At 72.3% G+C, this 20,116-nt stretch carries 17 protein-coding genes and 1 pseudogene; 13 read left to right on the top strand and 5 right to left on the bottom strand.

Translation table 11 applies throughout. From position 1 onward, the window contains the following. The first annotated feature begins 290 nt into the window (after window positions 1-290). The 6 genes from SNA_RS07955 to SNA_RS07930 all read left to right on the top strand — a co-directional run bounded on the left by SNA_RS07955 (window position 291) and on the right by SNA_RS07930 (window position 7,219). Entirely contained in the window at window positions 291-1,346 is a 1,056-nt protein-coding gene (locus tag SNA_RS07955) for an MBL fold metallo-hydrolase (RefSeq protein WP_044363953.1), read from the top strand. A 255-nt stretch (window positions 1,347-1,601) separates the two neighbouring features. Next, a complete protein-coding gene (locus tag SNA_RS07950; protein WP_044363951.1) occupies window positions 1,602-2,891 on the top strand; it encodes a prenyltransferase/squalene oxidase repeat-containing protein in 1,290 nt (429 codons plus the stop codon). A gap of 92 nt (window positions 2,892-2,983) precedes the next feature. Continuing rightward, window positions 2,984-3,622 carry an SCO2322 family protein gene (locus SNA_RS07945; RefSeq protein ID WP_030070618.1) on the top strand — a complete coding sequence of 213 codons (639 nt, stop codon included), beginning with the start codon at window positions 2,984-2,986 and terminating at the stop codon, window positions 3,620-3,622. Further along, window positions 3,619-4,770, top strand: coding sequence for an energy-coupling factor transporter transmembrane component T (locus tag SNA_RS07940; RefSeq protein WP_044364065.1), 1,152 nt, complete (start codon window positions 3,619-3,621; stop codon window positions 4,768-4,770). Before SNA_RS07945 ends, SNA_RS07940 begins: the two co-directional genes overlap by 4 nt. After that, window positions 4,767-6,404 (top strand): ABC transporter ATP-binding protein, encoded by a 1,638-nt coding sequence (locus tag SNA_RS07935; protein WP_044363949.1) that lies wholly within the window; start codon window positions 4,767-4,769, stop codon window positions 6,402-6,404. Before SNA_RS07940 ends, SNA_RS07935 begins: the two co-directional genes overlap by 4 nt. Then, the gene (locus SNA_RS07930; protein ID WP_044363947.1) at window positions 6,401-7,219 is read left to right on the top strand and encodes an ECF transporter S component; all 819 of its coding nucleotides are present in this window, start codon (window positions 6,401-6,403) and stop codon (window positions 7,217-7,219) included. The genes SNA_RS07935 and SNA_RS07930 overlap by 4 nt, the downstream gene beginning before the upstream one ends. Here SNA_RS07930 and SNA_RS07925 read toward each other — a convergent pair. Next, the gene (locus tag SNA_RS07925; protein ID WP_030070629.1) at window positions 7,203-8,372 is read right to left on the bottom strand and encodes a steroid 3-ketoacyl-CoA thiolase; all 1,170 of its coding nucleotides are present in this window, start codon (window positions 8,370-8,372) and stop codon (window positions 7,203-7,205) included. The genes SNA_RS07930 and SNA_RS07925 overlap by 17 nt on opposite strands. A 222-nt stretch (window positions 8,373-8,594) precedes the next feature. Here SNA_RS07925 and SNA_RS07920 point away from each other — a divergent pair, with 222 nt between their 5' ends. Next, a complete protein-coding gene (locus tag SNA_RS07920) occupies window positions 8,595-9,827 on the top strand; it encodes a cytochrome P450 (RefSeq protein WP_030070631.1) in 1,233 nt (410 codons plus the stop codon). A 22-nt stretch (window positions 9,828-9,849) separates the two neighbouring features. Here the strand turns inward: SNA_RS07920 and SNA_RS07915 are convergent, their stop codons facing one another. Together SNA_RS07915 and SNA_RS07910 are read right to left on the bottom strand one after the other, a co-directional pair. Then, window positions 9,850-10,185, bottom strand: a complete 336-nt coding sequence (locus tag SNA_RS07915) for a hypothetical protein (RefSeq protein WP_030070633.1) — start codon at window positions 10,183-10,185, stop codon at window positions 9,850-9,852. Further along, window positions 10,182-10,487, bottom strand: a pseudogene (locus SNA_RS07910) (aa3-type cytochrome oxidase subunit I); the annotation flags it as partial. The pseudogene SNA_RS07910 and the gene SNA_RS07915, both read right to left, overlap by 4 nt. 626 nt (window positions 10,488-11,113) lie before the next feature. Here SNA_RS07910 and proP point away from each other — a divergent pair. The 4 genes from proP to SNA_RS07890 all read left to right on the top strand — a co-directional run bounded on the left by proP (window position 11,114) and on the right by SNA_RS07890 (window position 14,821). Beyond that, window positions 11,114-12,526 carry a glycine betaine/L-proline transporter ProP gene (gene proP / locus SNA_RS07905; RefSeq protein WP_044364064.1) on the top strand — a complete coding sequence of 471 codons (1,413 nt, stop codon included), beginning with the start codon at window positions 11,114-11,116 and terminating at the stop codon, window positions 12,524-12,526. A gap of 100 nt (window positions 12,527-12,626) precedes the next feature. Next, on the top strand, window positions 12,627-13,766 hold the full coding sequence (locus SNA_RS07900) for a DUF2330 domain-containing protein (RefSeq protein WP_044363945.1): 1,140 nt from the start codon (window positions 12,627-12,629) through the stop codon (window positions 13,764-13,766). An 84-nt stretch (window positions 13,767-13,850) separates the two neighbouring features. Then, entirely contained in the window at window positions 13,851-14,168 is a 318-nt protein-coding gene (locus SNA_RS07895; RefSeq protein ID WP_030070643.1) for an antibiotic biosynthesis monooxygenase family protein, read from the top strand. A 134-nt stretch (window positions 14,169-14,302) separates the two neighbouring features. After that, window positions 14,303-14,821, top strand: a complete 519-nt coding sequence (locus SNA_RS07890; protein ID WP_030070645.1) for a GNAT family N-acetyltransferase — start codon at window positions 14,303-14,305, stop codon at window positions 14,819-14,821. Between the two features lie 187 nt (window positions 14,822-15,008). Here the strand turns inward: SNA_RS07890 and SNA_RS07885 are convergent, their stop codons facing one another. Continuing rightward, window positions 15,009-17,075 (bottom strand): MDR family MFS transporter, encoded by a 2,067-nt coding sequence (locus SNA_RS07885; protein WP_030070646.1) that lies wholly within the window; start codon window positions 17,073-17,075, stop codon window positions 15,009-15,011. A 277-nt stretch (window positions 17,076-17,352) separates the two neighbouring features. Here SNA_RS07885 and SNA_RS38200 point away from each other — a divergent pair, with 277 nt between their 5' ends. Both SNA_RS38200 and SNA_RS07875 read left to right on the top strand, forming a co-directional pair. Further along, window positions 17,353-18,372: a peptidoglycan-binding domain-containing protein gene (locus SNA_RS38200; RefSeq protein WP_052808890.1), complete on the top strand. Its 1,020-nt coding sequence runs from the start codon at window positions 17,353-17,355 to the stop codon at window positions 18,370-18,372. 208 nt (window positions 18,373-18,580) lie between these two features. After that, on the top strand, window positions 18,581-19,243 hold the full coding sequence (locus SNA_RS07875) for an HAD-IA family hydrolase (protein WP_030071482.1): 663 nt from the start codon (window positions 18,581-18,583) through the stop codon (window positions 19,241-19,243). Window positions 19,244-19,328: 85 nt separating this feature from the next. Here the strand turns inward: SNA_RS07875 and SNA_RS07870 are convergent, their stop codons facing one another. Beyond that, the gene (locus tag SNA_RS07870; protein ID WP_030071484.1) at window positions 19,329-19,910 is read right to left on the bottom strand and encodes a TMEM165/GDT1 family protein; all 582 of its coding nucleotides are present in this window, start codon (window positions 19,908-19,910) and stop codon (window positions 19,329-19,331) included. Window positions 19,911-20,116 lie beyond the last annotated feature (206 nt).

The raw sequence follows: 20,116 nt of genomic DNA, 5'->3' as shown, positions 1-20,116 counted from the left end.
GGCGGGGCACACAAGGTGGCACCAGCGCACAAAGGGAGCGCACGCCAGCCGAGCAGGCTCACCACATGTATCGCTCGCGCGGAGAAGTCGGCGTCTCCACCAGGAGCACCGCTGCGAGAGCTGGGCCGTCTCGGGGCCGTCCGGCAGTGACCAACGTCGACAACCGGTGACAGGTGGTGCGCACATCAGCGCAGGTCAGCCCAACACTCCACGGCATCGGTCGACTTGAGCACCCATTGAAACCAGTTCTAGTTATAGTGACGGGACGGCGCATCGAGAGGGGAACTGGGATGACGGTGCAGGTGACCGACCACCGCGGCGGGGTGTGGAGCATCGCCGTCCCCATCCCGGACAACCCGCTCGGGCACACCCTCGTCCACCTGCTGGAGACCGACCGCGGCCCGGTGCTCATCGACACCGGCTGGGACGATCCGACCGCCTGGGACACCCTCGTCGCGGGGGTCACGGCCTGCGGGTTCGCGCTCGCCGACCTGCACGGCGTCCTGCTCACCCATCACCACCCGGACCACCACGGGCTGTCCGGCAAGGTGCGGGAGGCCACCGGCGCCTGGCTCGCGATGCACGCCGCCGATACGGCGGTGGTCCGGCGCACCCGGCAGGCCCCACCGGGGCAGTGGCTGGAGTATCTGCTCGCCAAGCTGACGGCGGCGGGTGCGCCACAGGAGCATCTGGCGCCGCTGCTGGAGGCACGGGCGGCCGGGCGCGGGCGCCGGGCGCCGGGGCGGGGGGCGGCGCTGCCGGACCGGGACATCGCCCCCGGGGAGCTGCTCGATCTGCCGGGGCGGCGGGTGCGCGCCATCTGGACGCCGGGGCATACGCCGGGGCATGTGTGCCTGCATCTGGAGGAGGAGCATCCGGCGGCCGGATCCGCGGGCGGGGGCGTCGGGTTCGGGCGGCTCTTCTCCGGTGATCATCTGCTGCCCGGGATCACCCCGCACATCGGGCTGTACGAGGATCCGGAGGAGGCTACTGTTACCGATCCTCTGGGGGACTATCTCGACTCCCTGGAGCGGATCGGGCGGCTCGCGCCGGCCGAGGTGCTGCCCGCGCATCAGCATGCGTTCAGCGATGCGCCGGGGCGCGTCCGCGAGCTCATCGCCCACCACGAAGAGCGGCTGTCCGGCTTGCGAGCGCTGCTCCGCGAACCGCTGACCGCCTGGCAGCTCGCCGAGTCCATGGAGTGGAACCGCCCCTGGGCGCAGATCCCCTACGCCTCCCGGACCATCGCCGTCTCGGAGGCCGAGGCGCATGTCCGGCGCCTGGTGAAACTGGGGCGGGCCGAACCGGTGCCGGGGTCGGACCCGACGCGGTACGTGGCGGTCTGAGGCCGCGGGCCGGAGCTGCCGAGCGCCACACGGCGGCGGCGCCGATCCGGCCGCCCGTTAAGGTGTGCGGGACAACTTCATTCGTGCCCGATCGGGGGAAGCCGGTGGAAATCCGGCGCTGACCCTCCCCCAAGCTCTCGGCTTCGTTCGAGCCGGAGCACCCGCCGGGGCACGAACCAAGGCTCCCGCCACCAGGTCCGCCGTTGGGTCGGGCCGGTGTGCGCTGCGAACCGACCCGAGAGGCACACCGACCCGATGGCCACCATGGCTCCCACGACGCATCTGCTCGCCGTCCTGGCACGCCGCGCCGCCCCGGCGCTGGCCACCGCGGCCCTGCTGGGTGCGGCCGCCCCCGCCGCATACGCCGGTTCCCCGTCTCCGTCCGCGTCGCCGAAGCTGCCGGACGGGCTGTACGGGACCAAGGACCCGCAGTACGACGGTGTCTGGCGGCAGTCGCTGGCCCTGCTGGCGCAGCACACGGTGGGCGTGCGGCCCGCCGCCTCCGGTGTCGCGTGGCTGGCCGGGCAGCAGTGCGCCGACGGTGCGTTCACCGCCTTCCGTGCCGATCCGCACCAGGGCTGCGACACCAAGACGATGCGGGACACCAACCAGACGGGCGCCGCGGTGCAGGCGCTGGCCGCGCTCGGCGGGCACGACGCGGCCGTGCAGAAGGCCGTCGGCTGGCTGAAGTCCGTACAGAACAAGGACGGCGGGTGGAGCGCGATGCCCGGCTCGCCCAGTGACGCCAACTCCACCTCGGTGGTCATCGGGGCGCTGGCCGCGGCCGGGGAGAAGCCCGCATCCGTCACCAAGGGCGGCCACAGCCCTTACGATGCGCTGCTCGCCTTCCAGCTGGGCTGCGATGCCAAGGAGGGTGAGCGCGGGGCGTTCGCCTACCAGCCCAAGGACGGCAAGCTCGCCCCGAACGCCGATGCCACCGCGGCGGCCGCGCTGGGCGCCCTGGGCGAGGGCTTTGTCGTGGCGCCCGCGGGCAAGGACGTCGACGAGCCGGTCAAGGCGCTCGGCTGCACGGGCGGCGCCTCGGGCGGGGCGCACGATCCGCGGCAGGCGGCGCCGGCCGCGGACGCCTACCTCGTCGCGCAGCTCGACGCGAACGGGCAGCATCTGCCGTCCGCGATGCCGGGCGCCGCGCAGCAGCCCGATGTCGGCAACACGGTCGATGCGGTGGTCGCGCTGGCGGCCGGTTCGCACGGCGCCGCCGCGCAACGGCCGCTGAAGTGGCTGGAGAAGCATTCCGCGGACTGGGCCCGGCAGAGCGGCCCGGCCGCGTACGCCCAGTTGGTGCTGGCCGCGCACGCCACCGGTGCCGATCCCCGCTCGTTCGGCGGCCACGACCTGGTGGCCGCGCTGAACGCCACCGGGCCCGAGCCGGCCGGCAGCGCGGCGCCGTCGGCCGGCCCGGAGAAGGACGCCGAGGACAATGACAACGGCGGGATCCCCTGGTGGGTCATCGGGGTGGGGCTGGCCTTCGGCGCCGGGATCGGGTTCCTGATCAGCGGGCGCAAGAAGAAGAACCAGCTGTGAAGCCGGCCGTCATACCGGCCGCGGGGCGGCGGGGCGGTTCCCCGTATCGGGGCGGTTCCCCCTGGCGGGGCGGTTCCCCGCGGCGCCGCAGGGTGGCCGGAGTGCTGCTGCTGGCGGGCGCGGCCTCCGGGCTGGCCGCCGCGCCCGCGCAGGCGCAGGACTACCGCTACTGGTCGTTCTGGGACGGCAAGGGCGGCTCCTGGGCGTACGCCTCCGAGGGCCCGGCCACGGTGCGCCCGGCCGACGGCAGCGTCCAGGGCTTCCGCTTCACCGTCAGCGCCGACTCGGCGGCGGCCGGAAAGCCGCGCGCCGCCGCGGACTTCGCGGCGCTGTGCCATGACACGCCCGCCCGGCACGGCAGCAAACGGATCGGCGTCGTCATCGACTTCGGCACCGCGGCGGATGCGCCCGGCGGCGAGCGGCCGCCGAAGGCCCGTACGGAGTGTGCCCGGGTGCCCGAGGACGCCTCGGCGGGCGAGGCGCTGGCCGCGGTCGCCCAGCCACTGCGCTATGACCCCAATGCGCTGCTGTGTGCCATCGGCGGGTATCCGAAGTCCGGGTGTGCGGAGCAGGTGAGCGGATCGGGTGGCGCGAAAAAGCCCTCCGCGGCGTCGTCGCCGAAGGCGGTGGACGGGGACGGCGGGCCCTCCGCGGGTCTGCTCGGCGGCCTCGCGGCCGTGGTCCTCCTGGGTGCGGCCGCGGTGTGGCAGGCGCGCCGCCGGCGCGGATGAGCGCCCCACGGGCGACCCGCGGCACCGCGCTGCACGCCGGCGCGTGGTGGCTGTGGGCGCTGGGTCTGGCGACCGCGGCCTCGCGTACGACCAATCCGCTGCTGCTCGGGTTGCTGATCGGGGTGGCCGGATATGTGGTGGCGGCCCGCCGGGGCGATGCGCCCTGGGCCCGTTCGTACGGGGCGTTCGTCAGGCTCGGGCTGATCGTCGTCGCCATCCGGCTGGTCTTCGCCTGCGTCCTGGGCTCCCCGATTCCCGGGACGCACACCCTGCTCACGCTGCCCGAAGTGCCGCTTCCCGACTGGGCGAAGGGGGTGCGGATCGGCGGCCGGGTCACCGCGGAGGGCATGGTCTTCGCCCTCTACGACGGGCTGAAACTGGCCACGCTGCTGATCTGTGTGGGCGCCGCCAATGCGCTGGCCAATCCGTCCCGGCTGCTGAAGTCGCTGCCCGGTGCGCTGTACGAGGCGGGGGTGGCGGTCGTCGTCGCGATGACCTTCGCACCGAATCTGGTGGCCGATGTGCAGCGGCTGCGGGCGGCGCGGCGGCTGCGCGGGCGGCCCGACCGGGGGTTCCGGGCGCTGCTTCAGGTGGGACTGCCGGTGCTGGAGGGGGCGTTGGAGCGGTCGGTCGCGCTGGCCGCCGCGATGGATGCGCGGGGTTACGGGCGCACCGCCCAGGTCCCGCCCGCCGTACGGCGCCTGACCTCCGTCCTCACGCTCGGCGGGCTGCTCGGGGTGTGTGCGGGGACGTACGGTCTGCTGTCCGATACGGGCGCGGGCTACGGGCTGTGGGTGCTGCTCGCCGGGCTGGCGGCGGCGCTCGGCGGGCTGTGGCTCGGCGGCCGCCGCTGCGTACGCACCCGCTACCGGCCCGAACGCTGGGGCCCGCGCGCCTGCTTGGTCGCCGGCTCGGGTATCGCCGTGGCCGCCCTGATGATCGCGGCGAACGCCTACGCGCCCGACGCCCTCCATCCCCCCGCGGTCCCGCTCACCGCCCCCGTTCTCCCCCTCTGGCCGGCCCTCTGTGTCCTGGCCGGTCTGCTGCCGGCGTTCATCGCTCCGGCGCCGCCCGCACCCGCACCCCGCGGTCACGGGGCCGGTGCGCCGCGGTCCGCCGCCCCGTTCACGAAGGAGCCCAGCCGTTGATCCGGTTCGAGCAGGTCTCGGTCACCTACGGGGACGCCGCCGCGCCCGCCGTCCAGGGCATCGACCTGACCGTTCCCGAGGGCGAGCTGTGCCTGCTGGTCGGCCCCTCCGGCGTCGGCAAGTCCACCCTGCTCCAGGCCGTCAGCGGGCTCGTCCCGCATTTCACCGGCGGCACCCTGCGCGGCCGGGTCACCGTCGACGGCCGGGACACCCGCACCCACCCGCCGCGCGAACTGGCCGATGTCGTCGGCACAGTGGGCCAGGACCCGCTGTCCCATTTCGTCACCGACACCGTCGAGGACGAGCTGGCCTACGGTATGGAGTCGCTGGGCCTCGCCCCGGACGTGATGCGCCGCCGTGTCGAGGAGACGTTGGACCTGCTGGGTCTGGCCGACCTGCGCGAGCGGCCCCTCGCCACGCTCTCCGGCGGCCAGATGCAGCGGGTGGCGATCGGCTCGGTACTCACCACGCACCCCAAGGTGCTGGTCCTGGACGAGCCGACGTCGGCCCTCGATCCGGCCGCGGCCGAGGAGGTCCTCGCCGTGCTCCAGCGGCTGGTCCATGACCTCGGGACGACGGTCCTGCTGGCCGAACACCGCCTGGAACGCGTCGTCCAGTACGCCGACCAGGTCATCCTGCTTCCCGCCCCCGGCGCGGCCCCCCTGATGGGCGACCCCGCCGCCATCATGGCCGTCTCCCCCGTCCACCCCCCGGTCGTGGCCCTGGGCCGCCTCGCCGGCTGGTCCCCGCTTCCCCTGTCCGTACGCGACGCCCGCCGCAAGGCGGGGGGCCTGCGGGAGCGGCTGACGGGGGCGACGGCCCAGGGGCACGGCGGGGCGGGGGCGACGGCCGAGGCGGTCGCGGTGTCCGGGTCCGCCCCCGCGGTGATCTCCGGACTCGGCGTCCGGCGCGGTCGGGTGGAGGCGCTGCGCCGGGTGGACCTCACCGTGGCGCCGGGCGAGACGCTCGCCCTGATGGGCCGTAACGGTGCGGGCAAATCCACCCTGCTCACCACGCTCGCCGGGATGCACGAGCCGACGTCCGGCACGGTCCGCGTCGGCGGCCGCACCCCGCACCGCACCAAGCCGCGCGCCCTTCTCCGGCACGTCGGCCTCGTCCCCCAGGAGCCGCGCGACCTCCTCTACGCCGACACCGTCGCCGCCGAATGCACCGCCGCCGACCAGGACGCGGACGCCCCCGCCGGAACCTGCCGCGCTCTGGTCAGCCGGCTGCTGCCCGATGTGGCGGACGGCATGCACCCGCGCGACCTCTCCGAGGGCCAGCGTCTCGCCCTGGCCCTGGCCGTCGTCCTCACCGCCCGTCCCCCGCTCCTGCTTCTCGACGAGCCGACCCGCGGCCTGGACTACGCCGCCAAGGCCCGTCTGGTGGAGGTGCTGCGCGCGCTGGCCGCCGAGGGGCATGCCCTCGTCCTGGCCACCCATGACGTCGAGCTCGCCGCCGAACTCGCCGACCGCGTCGTCATCCTGGCCGAGGGCGAGGTCGTCGCCGACGGTCCCACCGGTGAGGTCGTGCTCTCCTCCCCCTCCTTCGCGCCGCAGGTCTCCAAGGTGCTCGCTCCGCTCCCCTGGCTGACCGTTCCGCAGGTCGCCCGTGCCCTGGAGGCCAGGCCATGACCCGCGCGGTCCGCCTCGGCCCCCGCGCCCTCGCCGCCCTGGTGCTCGTCTCGGCCCTCGGCGTGATGGCGTTCGGCTGGCCGCTGCTCGCCGGTTCGGCCTCCGGGCTCGCCCATTCCCAGGACGCCCCGTGGCTGTTCGCCGCGCTGCTGCCGATGCTGCTGGCCGTCGTCGTGGCGACCATCGCCGACGCCGGGCTGGATGCGAAGGCCATCGCCATGCTCGGCGTCCTGGCCGCGGCCGGGGCGGCGATGCGCCCGCTGGGTGCGGGAACGGCCGGTATCGAGCCGATGTTCTTTCTGATGGTGCTGTCGGGCCGGGTGCTCGGGCCCGGTTTCGGCTTCGTCCTCGGCTCCGTGTCGATGTTCGCGTCGGCGCTGCTGACGGGTGGGGTCGGCCCGTGGATGCCGTTCCAGATGCTGAGCATGGGCTGGGTGTCGATGGGCGCCGGGCTGTTGCCGGGCCCGGACCGATGGCGCGGCCGCCGCGAACTCGCCCTGCTGTCCGCCTACGGTGCCCTCGCCGCCGTCCTCTACGGCCTGATCATGAACCTCCAGGGCTGGCCCTATATCGCCGGGATGGCCTCGGGCGTCTCCTTCGTCCCCGGCGCCCCGCTCCACGACAACCTCACGCGCTTCCTCACCTACTGCCTGGCCACCTCCCTCGGCTGGGACCTCCCGCGCGCCCTGGTCACCGTGGTGCTGACCTCCGCCCTCGGCGGCCCCCTCCTCAAGGCCCTCCGTCGCGCCACCCGCCGCGCCGCCTTCGAGGCCCCGGTGTCCTTCGGGCCGGGACGGACTACAAGCGCTGAATGATCGTCCCGGTCGCCAGCGCCCCGCCCGCGCACATGGTGATCAGGGCGAATTCCTTGTCGCTGCGCTCGAGTTCGTGCAGCGCGGTGGTGATCAGGCGGGCGCCGGTGGCGCCGACGGGGTGGCCGAGGGCGATGGCGCCGCCGTTCACATTGACCTTCTCCAGGTCCTGTTCGAAGACCTGGGCCCAGGAGAGCACGACGGAGGCGAAAGCCTCGTTGATCTCGACGAGGTCGATGTCCTTGAGCGACATTCCGGCCTTGCCGAGGACGGCGCGGGTCGCGTCGACGGGCCCGTCGAGGTGGAAGTGCGGATCGGCGCCGACCAGGGCCTGGGCGACGATACGGGCCCGGGGCCTGAGTTTGAGGGCGCGGGCCATGCGCTTGGAGGCCCACATCACCGCGCTCGCGCCGTCGGAGATCTGCGAGGAGTTGCCCGCGGTGTGGACGGCGGTCGGCATGACCGGTTTGAGGCCGCCGAGCGCCTCCATGCTGGTGTCGCGCAGCCCTTCGTCGCGGTCGACCAGCCGCCACATGCCCTGGCCCGCGGCCTGTTCCTCCTCGGTGGTGGGGACCTGGACGGCGAAGGTCTCGCGTTTGAAGCGTTCCTCCGACCAGGCGGCGGCCGCCCGCTCCTGGGAGATCAGGCCGAGTGCGTCGACTCTCTCGCGGGTCAGGCCCCGGTGGCGGGCGATGCGTTCCGCCGCCTCGAACTGGTTGGGCAGGTCGACGTTCCACTCGTCGGGCCAGGGCTTGCCAGGGCCGTGCTTGGAGCCGCTGCCCAGCGGCACCCGGGACATCGCCTCGACGCCGCAGCCGATGCCGATGTCGATCACCCCGGCCGCGATCATGTTGGCGACCATGTGGTTGGCCTGCTGGGAGGAGCCGCACTGGCAGTCCACGGTGGTGGCCGCGGTCTCGTACGGGAGGCCCATGGTGAGCCAGGCGTTGCGGGCGGGGTTCATGGACTGTTCGCCGGCGTGGGTGACGGTGCCGCCGACGATCTGCTCGACGCAGTCGGGCTGGATGGCCGTACGCGCGAGGAGTTCGCGGTAGGTCTCGCCCAGGAGGTAGGCGGGGTGGAGGTTGGCGAGCGCGCCGTGGCGCTTGCCGATGGGGGTGCGTACGGCTTCGACGATGACGGGTTCCGCGGCCATGACTGACTCGTCCTCTCCTCGCGTCCGCGGGGCGTCCCGGCACCCACGGAAGAAGAACTAGTACGCGTTCTACTTCTCCGACCAGTCTCACGAGGGCCACCCCGGGGCGCAAGGGGCGTGCACCGCACTGTCCGCAACAGGCCGTGCCGTCCCCCTTGCTACTTGCCGAACTCGTCATTACCTTCGCCGCGACTGGAACTGATGGCCCGTCAGGAGTCGCCCATGTCATGCCCCGCCCTGCCCGAAGGGTTCGACTTCACCGACCCCGACGTCTACCAGCACCGCGTCCCGCTCCCGGAGTTCGCACAGCTGCGGGGGACCGCGCCCGTGTGGTGGAACGCCCAGCCGCACGGCATCGCGGGCTTCGGCGACGACGGCTACTGGGTCGTCACCCGGCACGAGGACGTCAAGGAGGTGTCCACCAAACCCGACCTCTTCTCCGCCCATCTCAACACCTCCATCATCCGCTTCAACGCGGCCATGACCCGCGACCAGATCGACGTCCAGAAACTGATCATGCTGAACATGGACCCGCCGGAACACACCCGGGTCCGGCAGATCGTGCAGCGCGGTTTCACCCCGCGCGCCATCCGCGCCCTGGAGGACGCGCTGCGCGGGCGGGCGACGCGGATCGTCGAGGCGGCGCGCGCCAAGGGGACCGGGGACTTCGTCACGGATATCGCCTGCGAACTCCCCCTCCAGGCCATCGCCGAACTCATCGGCGTTCCCCAGGACGACCGGGCCCGCATTTTCGACTGGTCGAACAAGATGATCGCGTACGACGATCCCGAACTGGCCATCACCGAAGAGGTCGGCACCAACGCGGCCATGGAGCTGATCTCGTACGCGATGAATCTGGCCGCGGCGCGCAAGGAGTGTCCGGCCAAGGACATCGTCAGCCGGCTGGTGGCGGCGGAGGACGAGGGCAATCTCGGCTCCGATGAATTCGGCTTCTTCGTGCTGCTGTTGGCGGTCGCGGGCAATGAGACGACGCGGAACGCCATTACGCACGGTATGCATGCCTTCCTCACCCACCCCGACCAGTGGGAGCTCTACAAACGGGAACGCCCCGAAACGGCGGCCGAGGAGATCGTGCGGTGGGCGACGCCGGTCGTGGCCTTCCAGCGCACCGCCACCCAGGACACCGAACTGGGCGGAGCGAAAATCAAGCAGGGGCAACGGGTCGGGATCTTCTATTCCTCCGCCAACAACGATCCGGAGGTCTTCGACCGGCCGGAGGTCTTCGACATCACCCGCGACCCCAATCCGCATCTGGGATTCGGGGGCGGCGGCCCCCATTTCTGCCTCGGCAAATCCCTCGCGATCCTGGAGATCAACCTGATGTTCCATGCCCTCGCGGACGCCATGCCGGACATCTCCCTGGCGGGCGATCCCCGGCGGCTGCGCTCGGCGTGGCTCAACGGTGTCAAGGAGCTTCGGGTGCGGTACGGCTGACGAGCCCCCGGCATCCGGGATCTCAGTGTGCGAGGAGACCGACGGCCGTCGTCACCAGCGCCGTCGCCGCCACCGTCGCGCCGAGGTACGCCGCGAGCAGGCGCCGTCGCAAGGCCCGGTACGCGCCCTCGTACTCGGCGCGCAGGGAGGCGCTCCGGGCGGCGATGCGGTGCAGACAGGCGCGGGTGATTTCGCGCTGGTCCTGGCAATAACGGAACTCCACGTCCTCGCGCTGGGTGTCGGTGAGCCAGGGCAGTCCGGCGCAGAAGGCGCCCGCGCGGGTACGGGCGAGACCCTTCTCCGCCTCCCAGAGCAGATATCCCTCGATCTCGTTGAGTGCCGCCTCGACGTCGTTCATCCGCGGACCCCGCTTTCCACCTCGCGCACGCTCTCCGCATGATGCAGATCGAATGCCGGGGATTCGGAGCGAATGCGCGGCAGGGTACGGAAATTGTGCCGCGGCGGCGGGCAGGAGGTAGCCCACTCCAGCGAACGCCCGTAGCCCCAGGGGTCGTCGGATGCGACCTTCTCGCCGTATTTGGCGGTCTTCCAGATGTTGTAGAGGAACGGCAGGATCGACATTCCCAGGAGGAAGGAGAAGATACTGGAGACGGTGTTGAGCGTGGTGAATCCGTCGGCCGCCAGATAATCGGGGATGCGGCACCTTCTCGGGGGCGGGCAGCGCCAAGGCCGCCGAGCCGCCCGTCGCGCCGTCGTCGCATGCCCGCGGCGTCCCGGCCGCCCGGTGACCGTACCCGCCGGCCAACCCCGCGGCGCCGCGCCAGCAGTTGGTACGCGGCACGGCGGGCGTGGTCCCAAGTGGCGGGGCCCGCGCGGAGGGTCGATGCTGGAGGGACGCGACGATCCATCGGCGCGGTGGCCGAGGGCCGCCGCGCCGTTTTCGTTGCGGCACGCCTTTGCGTGGTGTCACGTCACGGAACGTGAAACCCGTTCCTCACAGAGCGTGATGGTTGCAGTGAATTGCCGCGAGATGGATCACAGACGAAGGTCCCGCGAAATTACCTACGGAAACACGTTTGCCCAGCGAGGAGCGGGTAGGCAACCGATCACGCGGTCATCCGCATACCGTCCGTGATGACCTGTTCTGCCCCTATGGTCGACCTTTGCCCGTCTCACCATGGCGGGCTTGCGCCCGTCACCCCACGGCGGGCGCTGTCATGCAGTCGTCCAAGAGAGCGCAGGCGAGCGAACACGTGCCGACGCAGTCCCCCGTCGCATCCGGGGCCCTTCCCCACGGCCGCAGCCGTACCGACGCCGCACCCGACCTGGAGAAGCGGACGTCGGACGAGGTCACCGTCGTCGATCCCGCAATGGTCAGACGCGCGGTGTCCGCGGCCGCCCTCGGTAATGCGATGGAGTGGTTCGACTTCGGCGTCTACAGCTATATCGCGGTCACTCTCGGTCATGTCTTCTTCCCGTCCGGGAACCCGACCGCGCAGCTGCTGTCGACCTTCGGCGCCTTCGCGGCGGCGTTCCTGGTGCGCCCCATCGGCGGCATGGTCTTCGGGCCGCTCGGCGACCGGATCGGCCGGCAGAAGGTCCTGGCCATCACCATGATCATGATGGCCGCGGGCACCTTCGCCATCGGCCTGATCCCTTCCTACGCCACCATCGGCGTCGGCGCGCCCATCCTCCTGCTGGTCGCGCGCCTGGTGCAGGGCTTCTCCACCGGTGGCGAGTACGGCGGCGCGTCCACCTTCATCGCCGAGTACGCGCCCGACAAGAAGCGCGGCTTCCTCGGCAGCTGGCTGGAATTCGGCACGCTGGCCGGATACGTCGGCGGCGCCGGCCTGGTCACCCTGATGACCGCGCTGCTGTCCACCCATGACCTCAACGCCTGGGGCTGGCGCATTCCGTTCCTGATCGCGGGCCCGATGGGCATCATCGGCCTCTACCTGCGGATGCGCCTGGAGGAGACCCCGGCCTTCGCGCAGCTGGAGAAGGAGGCGCGGACCAAGGAGAAGGAGCGCCGGGAGGCCGAGAAGCGCATCGGCGTCCGCGAGATGGTGTTCGGCCAGTGGCGGTCGATGCTGCTGTGCGTCGGGCTGGTCCTGGTCTTCAACGTCACCGACTACATGCTGCTGTCGTACATGCCGAGCTATCTGACCTCGGAGCTGAAGTACGACGAGACGCACGGACTGCTGGTCGTGCTCGGCGTGATGGTCGTGATGATGGCTGTGCAGCCGTTCGCGGGCAAACTGTCCGACCGCTTCGGCCGCCGCCCGGTGATCGCCGCGGGCTGCGCGGGCTTCCTGGTGCTGTCCGTTCCGGCGCTGCTGCTGATCCGGCAGGGCTCGCTGGCCGCCATCGCGCTGGGCATGGCCGCCCTGGGGCTGCTGCTGGTCTGCTTCACGTCGGCGATGCCGTCCACGCTGCCCGCGCTCTTCCCCACCAAGGTGCGCTACGGCTCGCTGTCGATCGGCTTCAACATCTCCGTCTCGCTCTTCGGCGGTACGACGCCCCTGGTGGTCACGGCGCTGATCGGGGCGACCGGCAACAAGATGATGCCCGCCTACTACATGATGGCGGCGGCCGTGATCGGCGGTATCGCCGTCTGGCGGATGTCCGAGAGCGCCGGCCGGCCGCTGCCCGGCTCGCCGCCGGCCGTCGAGACCGAGGCCGAGGCCCGCGAGCTCGTGCGCGCCGCCCGCCGCGCCGAGGTGGGTTCGGCGGCCTGACGGCTCCGGCCGGCCACGGGGGAACCGCAGCCACCTCCCCGCCCGTCTGTGACGTCGTCGATCACCGTGATCGGCGACGTCACGGCTATCGGGGGACGAGATGGGCGCGGTACGAGGCTTCCGGCGGCGGCAGGCCCTGCTGGTGGTGCTGATGCTGCTGGCGGTACAGCTGGTGTGGCTGGCCAGACCCGCGTACGCCTGCGGCTGCGGGGCGATGGTGGTCGATCCGAAGACCACGTTGTCGGTGGACCGGGAGACCTCGGCGGTGCGCTGGGACGGGAAGACCGAGCAGATCGTGATGAGCCTGGCGGTGGCCGGCACTGCCCCGGACGCCGCCTGGATCATGCCGGTGCCGCACCGCGCCACGGTGAAGCTCGGCGACTCCGCCCTGTTCGACGAGCTCGCCAGGGTCACGGCACCGGCCGACAAGAGGCGCACCTACTTCTGGCCGCACAGCGGCGACTGGCCGTTCTCCTGGGGCGCGGGGGACAGCGCCGAGGCCCCGCTGCCCGGCGCCCGCCCCGGGGTCGGCGTCGTCGGCCGCCAGCGCCTGGGCCCGTTCGACGTGGCCCGGCTGACCGCCACCGACCCCGAGGCGCTGCGCGGCTGGCTGCGCTCCCACGGCTTCACCCTGCCGTCCGCGCTGGCCGGTGCGCTGCGCCCGTACGTCGCGCAGCACTGGGAGTACGTCGCGGTGCGTCTGGCTCCCGACGACCGGCACGGCTATCGCGGCTATCTGACCGGCACCCTCGACCCGCTGCGCCTGTCCTTCGCCAGCGACCGGCTGGTGTATCCCATGCGCCTGTCCCGGCTCGCCAAAACCCCGCAGTCGCTGGGCCTGTACGTGTTCGCCCCCCACCGCATGGAGCCCCGCAGCGCCATCGGCGGCGCGGAACCGCACGTCTTCTTCGCCGGCCGCATCAGGCCCACCGGGGCCGTACGCCGCCTCACCGGTCCCGCCCCGACCTACCTGACCGCCCTCGACCAGCACTTCCCTCATCCGGAACGCATCACCGGCGACCACGAGCTACGACGCGCGGCGACCGATACGCCCTATCGGCGCGTCCACTACATCGAGGTACTGCTGAAGCTGGGCGGCGTCCCGGCCTGGATCGTGGTGGTCGGCGGCGCGCTCGTCCTCCTCCATGTGACGGCCCTGGCAATCGCCTTGACGTCCCGGCGACGGGCCCGGCGGCGCGGGTCAGCCGCGGCCGCGGCGCAGGAGCCGTCGGCGAGGTGACCCCCGGTGACCGCCCGGGGGAGGCGCCGCGCCACCGCCGACCTGGTCGCCGACCGGTCGGCCGGATACGGCACGATGGGCAGCATGAGCATCGTCAAGATCAATGTGCTGACCGTCCCCGCCGAACAGCGGGAAACCCTTGAGAAGCGCTTCGCCTCCCGTGCCCACGCGGTGGAGAGCTCGGACGGCTTCGAATGGTTCGAGCTCCTCCGCCCGGTCGAAGGCACCGACGACTACCTGGTGTACACGCGGTGGCGTGACGAGGAGTCGTTCCAGGCATGGATGGAAGGGCCCATGAAGGCCGCGCACCAGGGTGGCAGCGATCGGCCGAAGCCCGCCGCCAGCGGCTCCACCGTGTGGTCCTTCGAGGTCGCACAGCAGGCGGCGCCCAAGACCGCCTAGCCTCCGACGCCGTCACCGGCCGCTGCCCGGTCCGAGCTCGTCGCGGATGCGCCCCGTTCTCTTTGAGGCCGGGGCGCAGGACATCGCAGGAAATCCCTTGCCTCCCGCTCCCCTTCCGCGGTGACAATGCGGCCATGAGCCACACCGCCGCCCTCCGTCTCCCGGGGGCCGTCTCCGCCGAGCCCTTCGCTTCGCCGGATGCCCGGGCGCTGTTGCGGGACTACTACACCGAGGTCGCCGACCGGTACTTCGAGCTGCACGAGGGGCGGCGCGCGACGCCCGAGGAGATCACGGAGGGCCTGGCCGAGTATCCGGCCGACCATCTGACGCCCCCTCATGGCGTGTTGCTGATCGTGCGCTACGGCGGCGTCGCCGCGGGCTGTGCCGGGGTGCGGCTGCTGGACGAGCGGACCGCGGAGCTCAAGCAGATGTTCGTACGGATCCCCTACCGCGGCCGGGGCGGCGCGAACGCGCTGCTCACGGCCGCCGAGGCGGCCGCGATACGGATGGGGGCCGAACGGATCCGGCTGGACACCCGGCTGGATCTGGTGGAGGCGCTTGCGCTCTACCGGCGGCACGGGTTCGCCGAGATCCCGCGGTATCACGACGACATCTATGCGGAGATCTTCTTTGAGAAGCGGCTGGGTGGGTGAGTTGACCCCCACCCAAGGGACTTGATCGAAGAACTCCCGCTGCCCGGACACGCCGGCCCCCTCCTCCGCTGCCGATTCCGGCACTTCTCAGCACCTGCTCACGACCGTAACCGAACCCACCGACAATCCCCCGGCGCGCCCGCGCCCGGCGCTTCCCGGTCCGCCGCGAGGGCGTCCCCGCACCGCGTCACCCCGGCGGCCGCGAGGCGCGCGGTGTGCGCGGTACGGTCTGGCGGGCGTCGCCGTTGTGCGGTTCCTCGGCGTCCGAGCCGCACAGCTCCGCCGTCAGCTCGCGGACGAGTTCGGTCAGGTCGGTGGGGCGGTCCTTGGTCCACCAGTCGCCGAGCAGCTCCGCCAGCGACTCCTGGCGGGCGATCGAGAGGCGGGCGGCCGCATCGCGTCCGAGGTCGGTGAGCATCAGCATCAGGCCCTCGCGCTCGCCCAGTCCGCGCTCCTCGACCTGGCGGACGGCCTCGGTGATCACGCCGAGCGGCACATTGGTGCGTTCGGCCAGCAGCGCCGCCTCCACCGATCCGTACCGGTAGATGCGCAACACCAGCCAGGCGGCGGCCGGTTTGAGGTCGAGTCCGGCCCGCGCGGTGATCTTCTCGTAGATGTGCTTACGGCCCTCCAGGCTGCCCAGTTTGGACAGCGCGCGGGCGCATTCGTCGCGCGAGGAGCGCTCGACGGGGTTGGAGGAGAGAACCTCGCTGGTCTCGGGGGCGGTGACGCTGCGGCGCAGCGGCTCCTCCTTGAGGAACCAGGCCAGGGCGAAGGCCAGGAGGACGACCGGGACGGCGTAGAGGAAGACATCGGTGATCGAGACGGAGTAGGCGTCCAGGACCCGGGCCACCACCGCGGGCGGGAGCCGGTGGACGGTGCGCGGGTCCTGCGCGATCGTCGCCGGGGTGACGCCGGGCGGCAGTTGCGCACCGGTGAGGGCACGGACGATCCGCGGGCCGAGGGCGTTGGTGAAGATCGTCCCGAAGATGGAGACGCCGAAGGAGGCCCCGATGGAACGGAAGAAGGTGGCTCCGGAGGTGGCCACGCCGAGGTCCTGGTAGGGCACGGCGTTCTGCACGATGAGCACCAGGACCTGCATGACCAGGCCGAGGCCGAAGCCGAACACGAAGAAGTAGCCGCTCATTTCGACGACGCTGCTGGCCGGGGTGAGCTGGTGGAGAAGCAGCAGGCCGAGGGCCACCACGGCGGTGCCGAGGACCGGGAAGACCTTGTAGCGGCCGGTGCGGGAGACGATCTGCCCGGAGGCGGTCGACGAGATCAGCATGCCGAGCACCATCGGCAGCATGTGCACACCGGACATCGTCGGACTGACCCCCTGCACGACCTGGAGGAACGTCGGCAGATAGGTCATCGAACCGAACATCGCAAAGCCGATGACGAAGCCGATGACGGCACAGAGGGTGAAGGTGCGCAGGGTGAACAGGCGCAACGGGAGGACGGGTTCGGCGGCCCTGCGCTCCACCAGGATGAAGGCGCCGAGCAGGACGACGCCCAGTGCGCCGAATCCCTCGACCTGCCAGGAGCCCCAGGGGTAGCTCACGCCGCCGAGCGAGGTCATCAGCACGAAGCAGGTGGCGACGCCGGCGATCAGGACGGTGCCCAGGTAGTCGATCCGGTGCCGGGTACGGCGGCGCGGAATGTGCAGGACGGCGGCGATGACGGCGAGGGCGACGATGCCGATGGGGAGGTTGATGTAGAAGACCCAGCGCCAGCTGAGGTGGTCGACGAACAGCCCGCCCAGCAGCGGCCCCAGGACGCTGGTACCGCCGAAGACGGCGCCGAACAGGCCCTGGTACTTGCCGCGTTCCCGGGGCGGTACGAGATCGCCGACGATCGCCATCGACAGCACGATCAGACCGCCGCCGCCCAGCCCTTGGAGCGCCCGGAAGGCGATCAGCTCGCCCATGGTGCGGGCGATACCGCACAGCACCGAGCCGATCAGGAAGATCACGATCGCGGTCTGGAACAACTTCTTGCGGCCGTACTGGTCGCCGAGCTTGCCCCACAGGGGCGTGGCGGCCGTCGAGGCCAGAAGATAGGCGGTGACCACCCAGGACAGATGGTCCAGGCCGCCCAGATCGCTGACGATGGTGGGCAGTGCGGTGGCGACGATGGTCTGGTCGAGTGCCGCGATCAGCATGCCGAGCAACAGGGCGCCGATCGCGACGAGGACCGTCCGCTGGGACCGGCCCTCACCGGGTATGTTCGGCGCGCGCGTGTCGTGCGCCATGAGCGTCTCCCTCGGTCCGGGGCGGCCCGCCCCTGGTGGACCGCCCTGCGCGTTCCTTCCATCGTGGTGGGTTCCGCCCGATATGGCCCGCCGAGCGGCGCCTGCGGGGGCGGGCCTCCGGCCCCGGGGCCGTAAGGCCCCCTGGCGGACATCCGTCGGACGTCCTGCTGATGCCCCGCGGATGTCCCGAGTTCCTGTGCAGACCCGTGCGGGCTCTGGATAATCGCTGCCGGTTCGAGGGCTCGATGGCTGGATGGCTCCCTGGAGGCGACCGTTCGTGACCGTACAGACCTGCTCGCACTGCCGCGCTCCCGTACGCGGCGACGGCCGACCGACCTGCCTGTGTGCGGCGGTCGATGCGGAGGACTTCGATCCGCTGCGCATCCGGCCGTATGTGTCGCTCCCGGGGGCCGAGGAGGACAGGGCGGACGGGGCGGATGAGATGGATGAGGCGGACGGGCCCTTAGGCGGACCCTTATGGGGCGCCCGTTCAGACGCCCCCTTGGGCGGCCGCTTTGACGCCCGCCTGGACGACCGCTCAGACGTCCGTTTCGACGCCCCCGTAGGCGACACCGCGGAGGCGCCCCCCGCGCCCTTGAGGCCGCCCCGCCCCGGCCCCACCTCCCGGACCTTCCGGATCTTCCACTCGGCCGACGCCTCCGCGGACGGCCCGGACCGCCCGGCCGGCCCCAGCGCGCCCCGTAAGCGCGCCGTACCCGCCCTCCTGGCGGTCACCGGCGCGGCGGTGGCCGCCACGGCGGTGCTGATCGGCGCCGAGGCGTTCTCCGGCGGCCAGCGGGACCGGGCCGCGCCGCCCGACCGCGGCACGACCGCCCCCACCGCCGCCGTCCCCACGCACGCCGACCCCCACCCCTCCCGGACCGCCACCCCCGCCGCCCCCGCGCGCTCTGCGCCCGCGCATCCCACCGGGACCGCCCCGGCCCCCGGGGACACCCCCGCGCCGTACCGGACGGCGCCGCCCCCGCCCGCTCCCACCCGGGTCTCCGGCAGCGTCGACCCCGCCTCCGGCGGGCGCCCGAGCGCCGCGCCCACCGGCCCGATCGTGCTGCGCGAGGGATCCAGCGGTCCGGAGGTGGCCGAGCTCCAGAACCGGCTGCGGCAGCTGGGCCGCTATCCGGGCCCGGCCGACGGCAGCTACGACGCGGACCTACGGGACGCGGTGGCGCGCTATCAGGAGGCGTACGGAGTGACCGGCGACCCCACCGGCGTCTACGGGGCGCGCACGCGGGCTTCCCTGGAGTCGCTGACCCAGGAGCCCGGGACCTGGAGTCGGTGACCCAGGGGGCCCTGGACGCGCAGTCGCCGACCCGGGAGCCACAGGCTCTGACAGCGGCGCTCACCAGGGCGGTTGTCGGCACCCGGGAGCGTTTTGTATCGTGTAGAAACAAAGTGGTTCCGCCCGCACTCCCTGACCGGCGGGCGGGACCGCTTGTGTTTTTTCGCAGCTCCCGTCCCGTCCGCCCGTAGCGCCCAGGAGCCCGCCGATGACGGCCACCACCACGCTCACCGCCCGCGCCCTGCTGCTGGACATGGACAGCACGCTGGTGAACTCCGAGGCCGTCGTCGAACGCTGCTGGCGCCGCTGGGCGGCCGAGCAGGGGCTGGCCGCGGACGAGGTCCTCGCGGTCGTCCACGGGCGCCAGGGCTGGGCCACCATGGCCGCGCTGCTCCCGGACCGCCCGATGGAGCTCAACCTGGCGGACAACCGCCGCATGCTCGCGCAGGAGACCGCCGACACGGACGGCGTGGTGCCGGTCCCCGGCGCCCCCGCCTTCATGGCCGCCATAGCCCGGCTCCCGCACGCCCTGGTGACCTCCGCCAACGGCCCGCTCGCCGACGCCCGGATGGGCGCCGCCGGGCTGCCCATGCCGTCCGTACGGATCACCGCGGAGAACGTGAGCGCCAGCAAGCCCGACCCCGAGGGCTTCCTCAAGGGGGCCGCCGAACTGGGTCACCGCCCCGAGGACTGTGTGGTCTTCGAGGACTCCGAGGCGGGCATCCTGGCCGGGCGCGCGGCGGGGATGCGCGTCCTCGGCGTCGGCGACCGCGCCGCCGCGTTCGCACCCACCGCCCACGTCCGCGACCTCACCCAGGTCCGCGTCGAGGCGCTGCCGGACGGCCTCATCGCGCTGCACCTCACGGCCTGAGACGCGAGCGGCCCGGCGCCCGGCGCATCCCGCACGCGAGCGGCCCCCGGGCCCCCGCCCGGCCCCGCCTCAGCCCGTGGCCGCCTCAGCCCGTGGCCGCCTCGTACAGGCTGAACCCCGCCAGCAGCGCCATCACCCCGGCCGCCACCTTGGTGATCAGCTTCAGCGGTACGTACTTCATCAGCGTGCGGCCGCCCAAAATGCCCAGACCCGCCACCGCCCAGAGCGCGAGCACGGCGCCGATGCCGACCGAGAGCGGGTCGTCGTAACGGGCGGCGAGGTTGGCGGTCATGATCTGGGTCAGATCGCCGAACTCGGCCACCAGGATCATCATGAAGCCCGCCCCGGAGACCTTCCAGAAGCTCTGGTCGGCGGGCGCGGTCACCTCGTCCTCCCCGTCGTCCTTCTTGAACAGCAGGACGGCGGCGCCCGCCAGGAAGAGCACCCCGACGACCGCCTGGACGGCGCGGTGCGGGAGCAGGGCGAGCGCGCTGCCGGCGGCGATGGCCAGCGCGACATGCACCAGGAAGGCGGCGGCGACTCCGGCGAAGACGTAGGACGGCCGGTACCGGGTGCCGAGCACGAGGCCGGCGAGCGCGGTCTTGTCGGGCAGTTCGGCAAGGAAGATGACGCCGAACACCACGGCGGCGACGGTGAAGCTGAACACGGAGTGGAACCTCGATCGGTAGGGCCGCACCAAAGGGGCCCGGGGGAGGGATCGCTTCGGCACGGCAGCGTCGAACACTGCGGCCGAAGGTCTCGCTGGGCGCGTCACACGCCTCCGGGCGCCGGCTCACGAGTCACAACGCGCGAAGCGCGCTCCACCGGGGGCGGTGGTCGGGCGACGAGTGGGCAGTATGTCGACGGTCCGGC

Origin of the sequence: Streptomyces natalensis ATCC 27448, from assembly GCF_000935125.1 — a bacterium.
Classification (GTDB): domain Bacteria; phylum Actinomycetota; class Actinomycetes; order Streptomycetales; family Streptomycetaceae; genus Streptomyces; species Streptomyces natalensis.
This window is presented reverse-complemented; position numbering and strand designations above follow the sequence as displayed.

What these genes read in the sequence shown, in the direction of transcription:
- SNA_RS07940 (WP_044364065.1), top strand. Translation starts at nt 3,619, where the DNA reads ATGAGCGCCCCACGGGCGACCCGCGGCACCGCGCTGCACGCCGGCGCG.
- SNA_RS07875 (WP_030071482.1), top strand. Translation starts at nt 18,581, where the DNA reads ATGACGGCCACCACCACGCTCACCGCCCGCGCCCTGCTGCTGGACATG.
- SNA_RS07895 (WP_030070643.1), top strand. Translation starts at nt 13,851, where the DNA reads ATGAGCATCGTCAAGATCAATGTGCTGACCGTCCCCGCCGAACAGCGG.
- SNA_RS07930 (WP_044363947.1), top strand. Translation starts at nt 6,401, where the DNA reads ATGACCCGCGCGGTCCGCCTCGGCCCCCGCGCCCTCGCCGCCCTGGTG.
- SNA_RS07955 (WP_044363953.1), top strand. Translation starts at nt 291, where the DNA reads ATGACGGTGCAGGTGACCGACCACCGCGGCGGGGTGTGGAGCATCGCC.
- SNA_RS07950 (WP_044363951.1), top strand. Translation starts at nt 1,602, where the DNA reads ATGGCCACCATGGCTCCCACGACGCATCTGCTCGCCGTCCTGGCACGC.
- SNA_RS07920 (WP_030070631.1), top strand. Translation starts at nt 8,595, where the DNA reads ATGTCATGCCCCGCCCTGCCCGAAGGGTTCGACTTCACCGACCCCGAC.
- SNA_RS07890 (WP_030070645.1), top strand. Translation starts at nt 14,303, where the DNA reads ATGAGCCACACCGCCGCCCTCCGTCTCCCGGGGGCCGTCTCCGCCGAG.
- SNA_RS07925 (WP_030070629.1), bottom strand. Translation starts at nt 8,372, where the DNA reads ATGGCCGCGGAACCCGTCATCGTCGAAGCCGTACGCACCCCCATCGGC.
- SNA_RS07885 (WP_030070646.1), bottom strand. Translation starts at nt 17,075, where the DNA reads ATGGCGCACGACACGCGCGCGCCGAACATACCCGGTGAGGGCCGGTCC.
- SNA_RS07900 (WP_044363945.1), top strand. Translation starts at nt 12,627, where the DNA reads ATGGGCGCGGTACGAGGCTTCCGGCGGCGGCAGGCCCTGCTGGTGGTG.
- SNA_RS07915 (WP_030070633.1), bottom strand. Translation starts at nt 10,185, where the DNA reads ATGAACGACGTCGAGGCGGCACTCAACGAGATCGAGGGATATCTGCTC.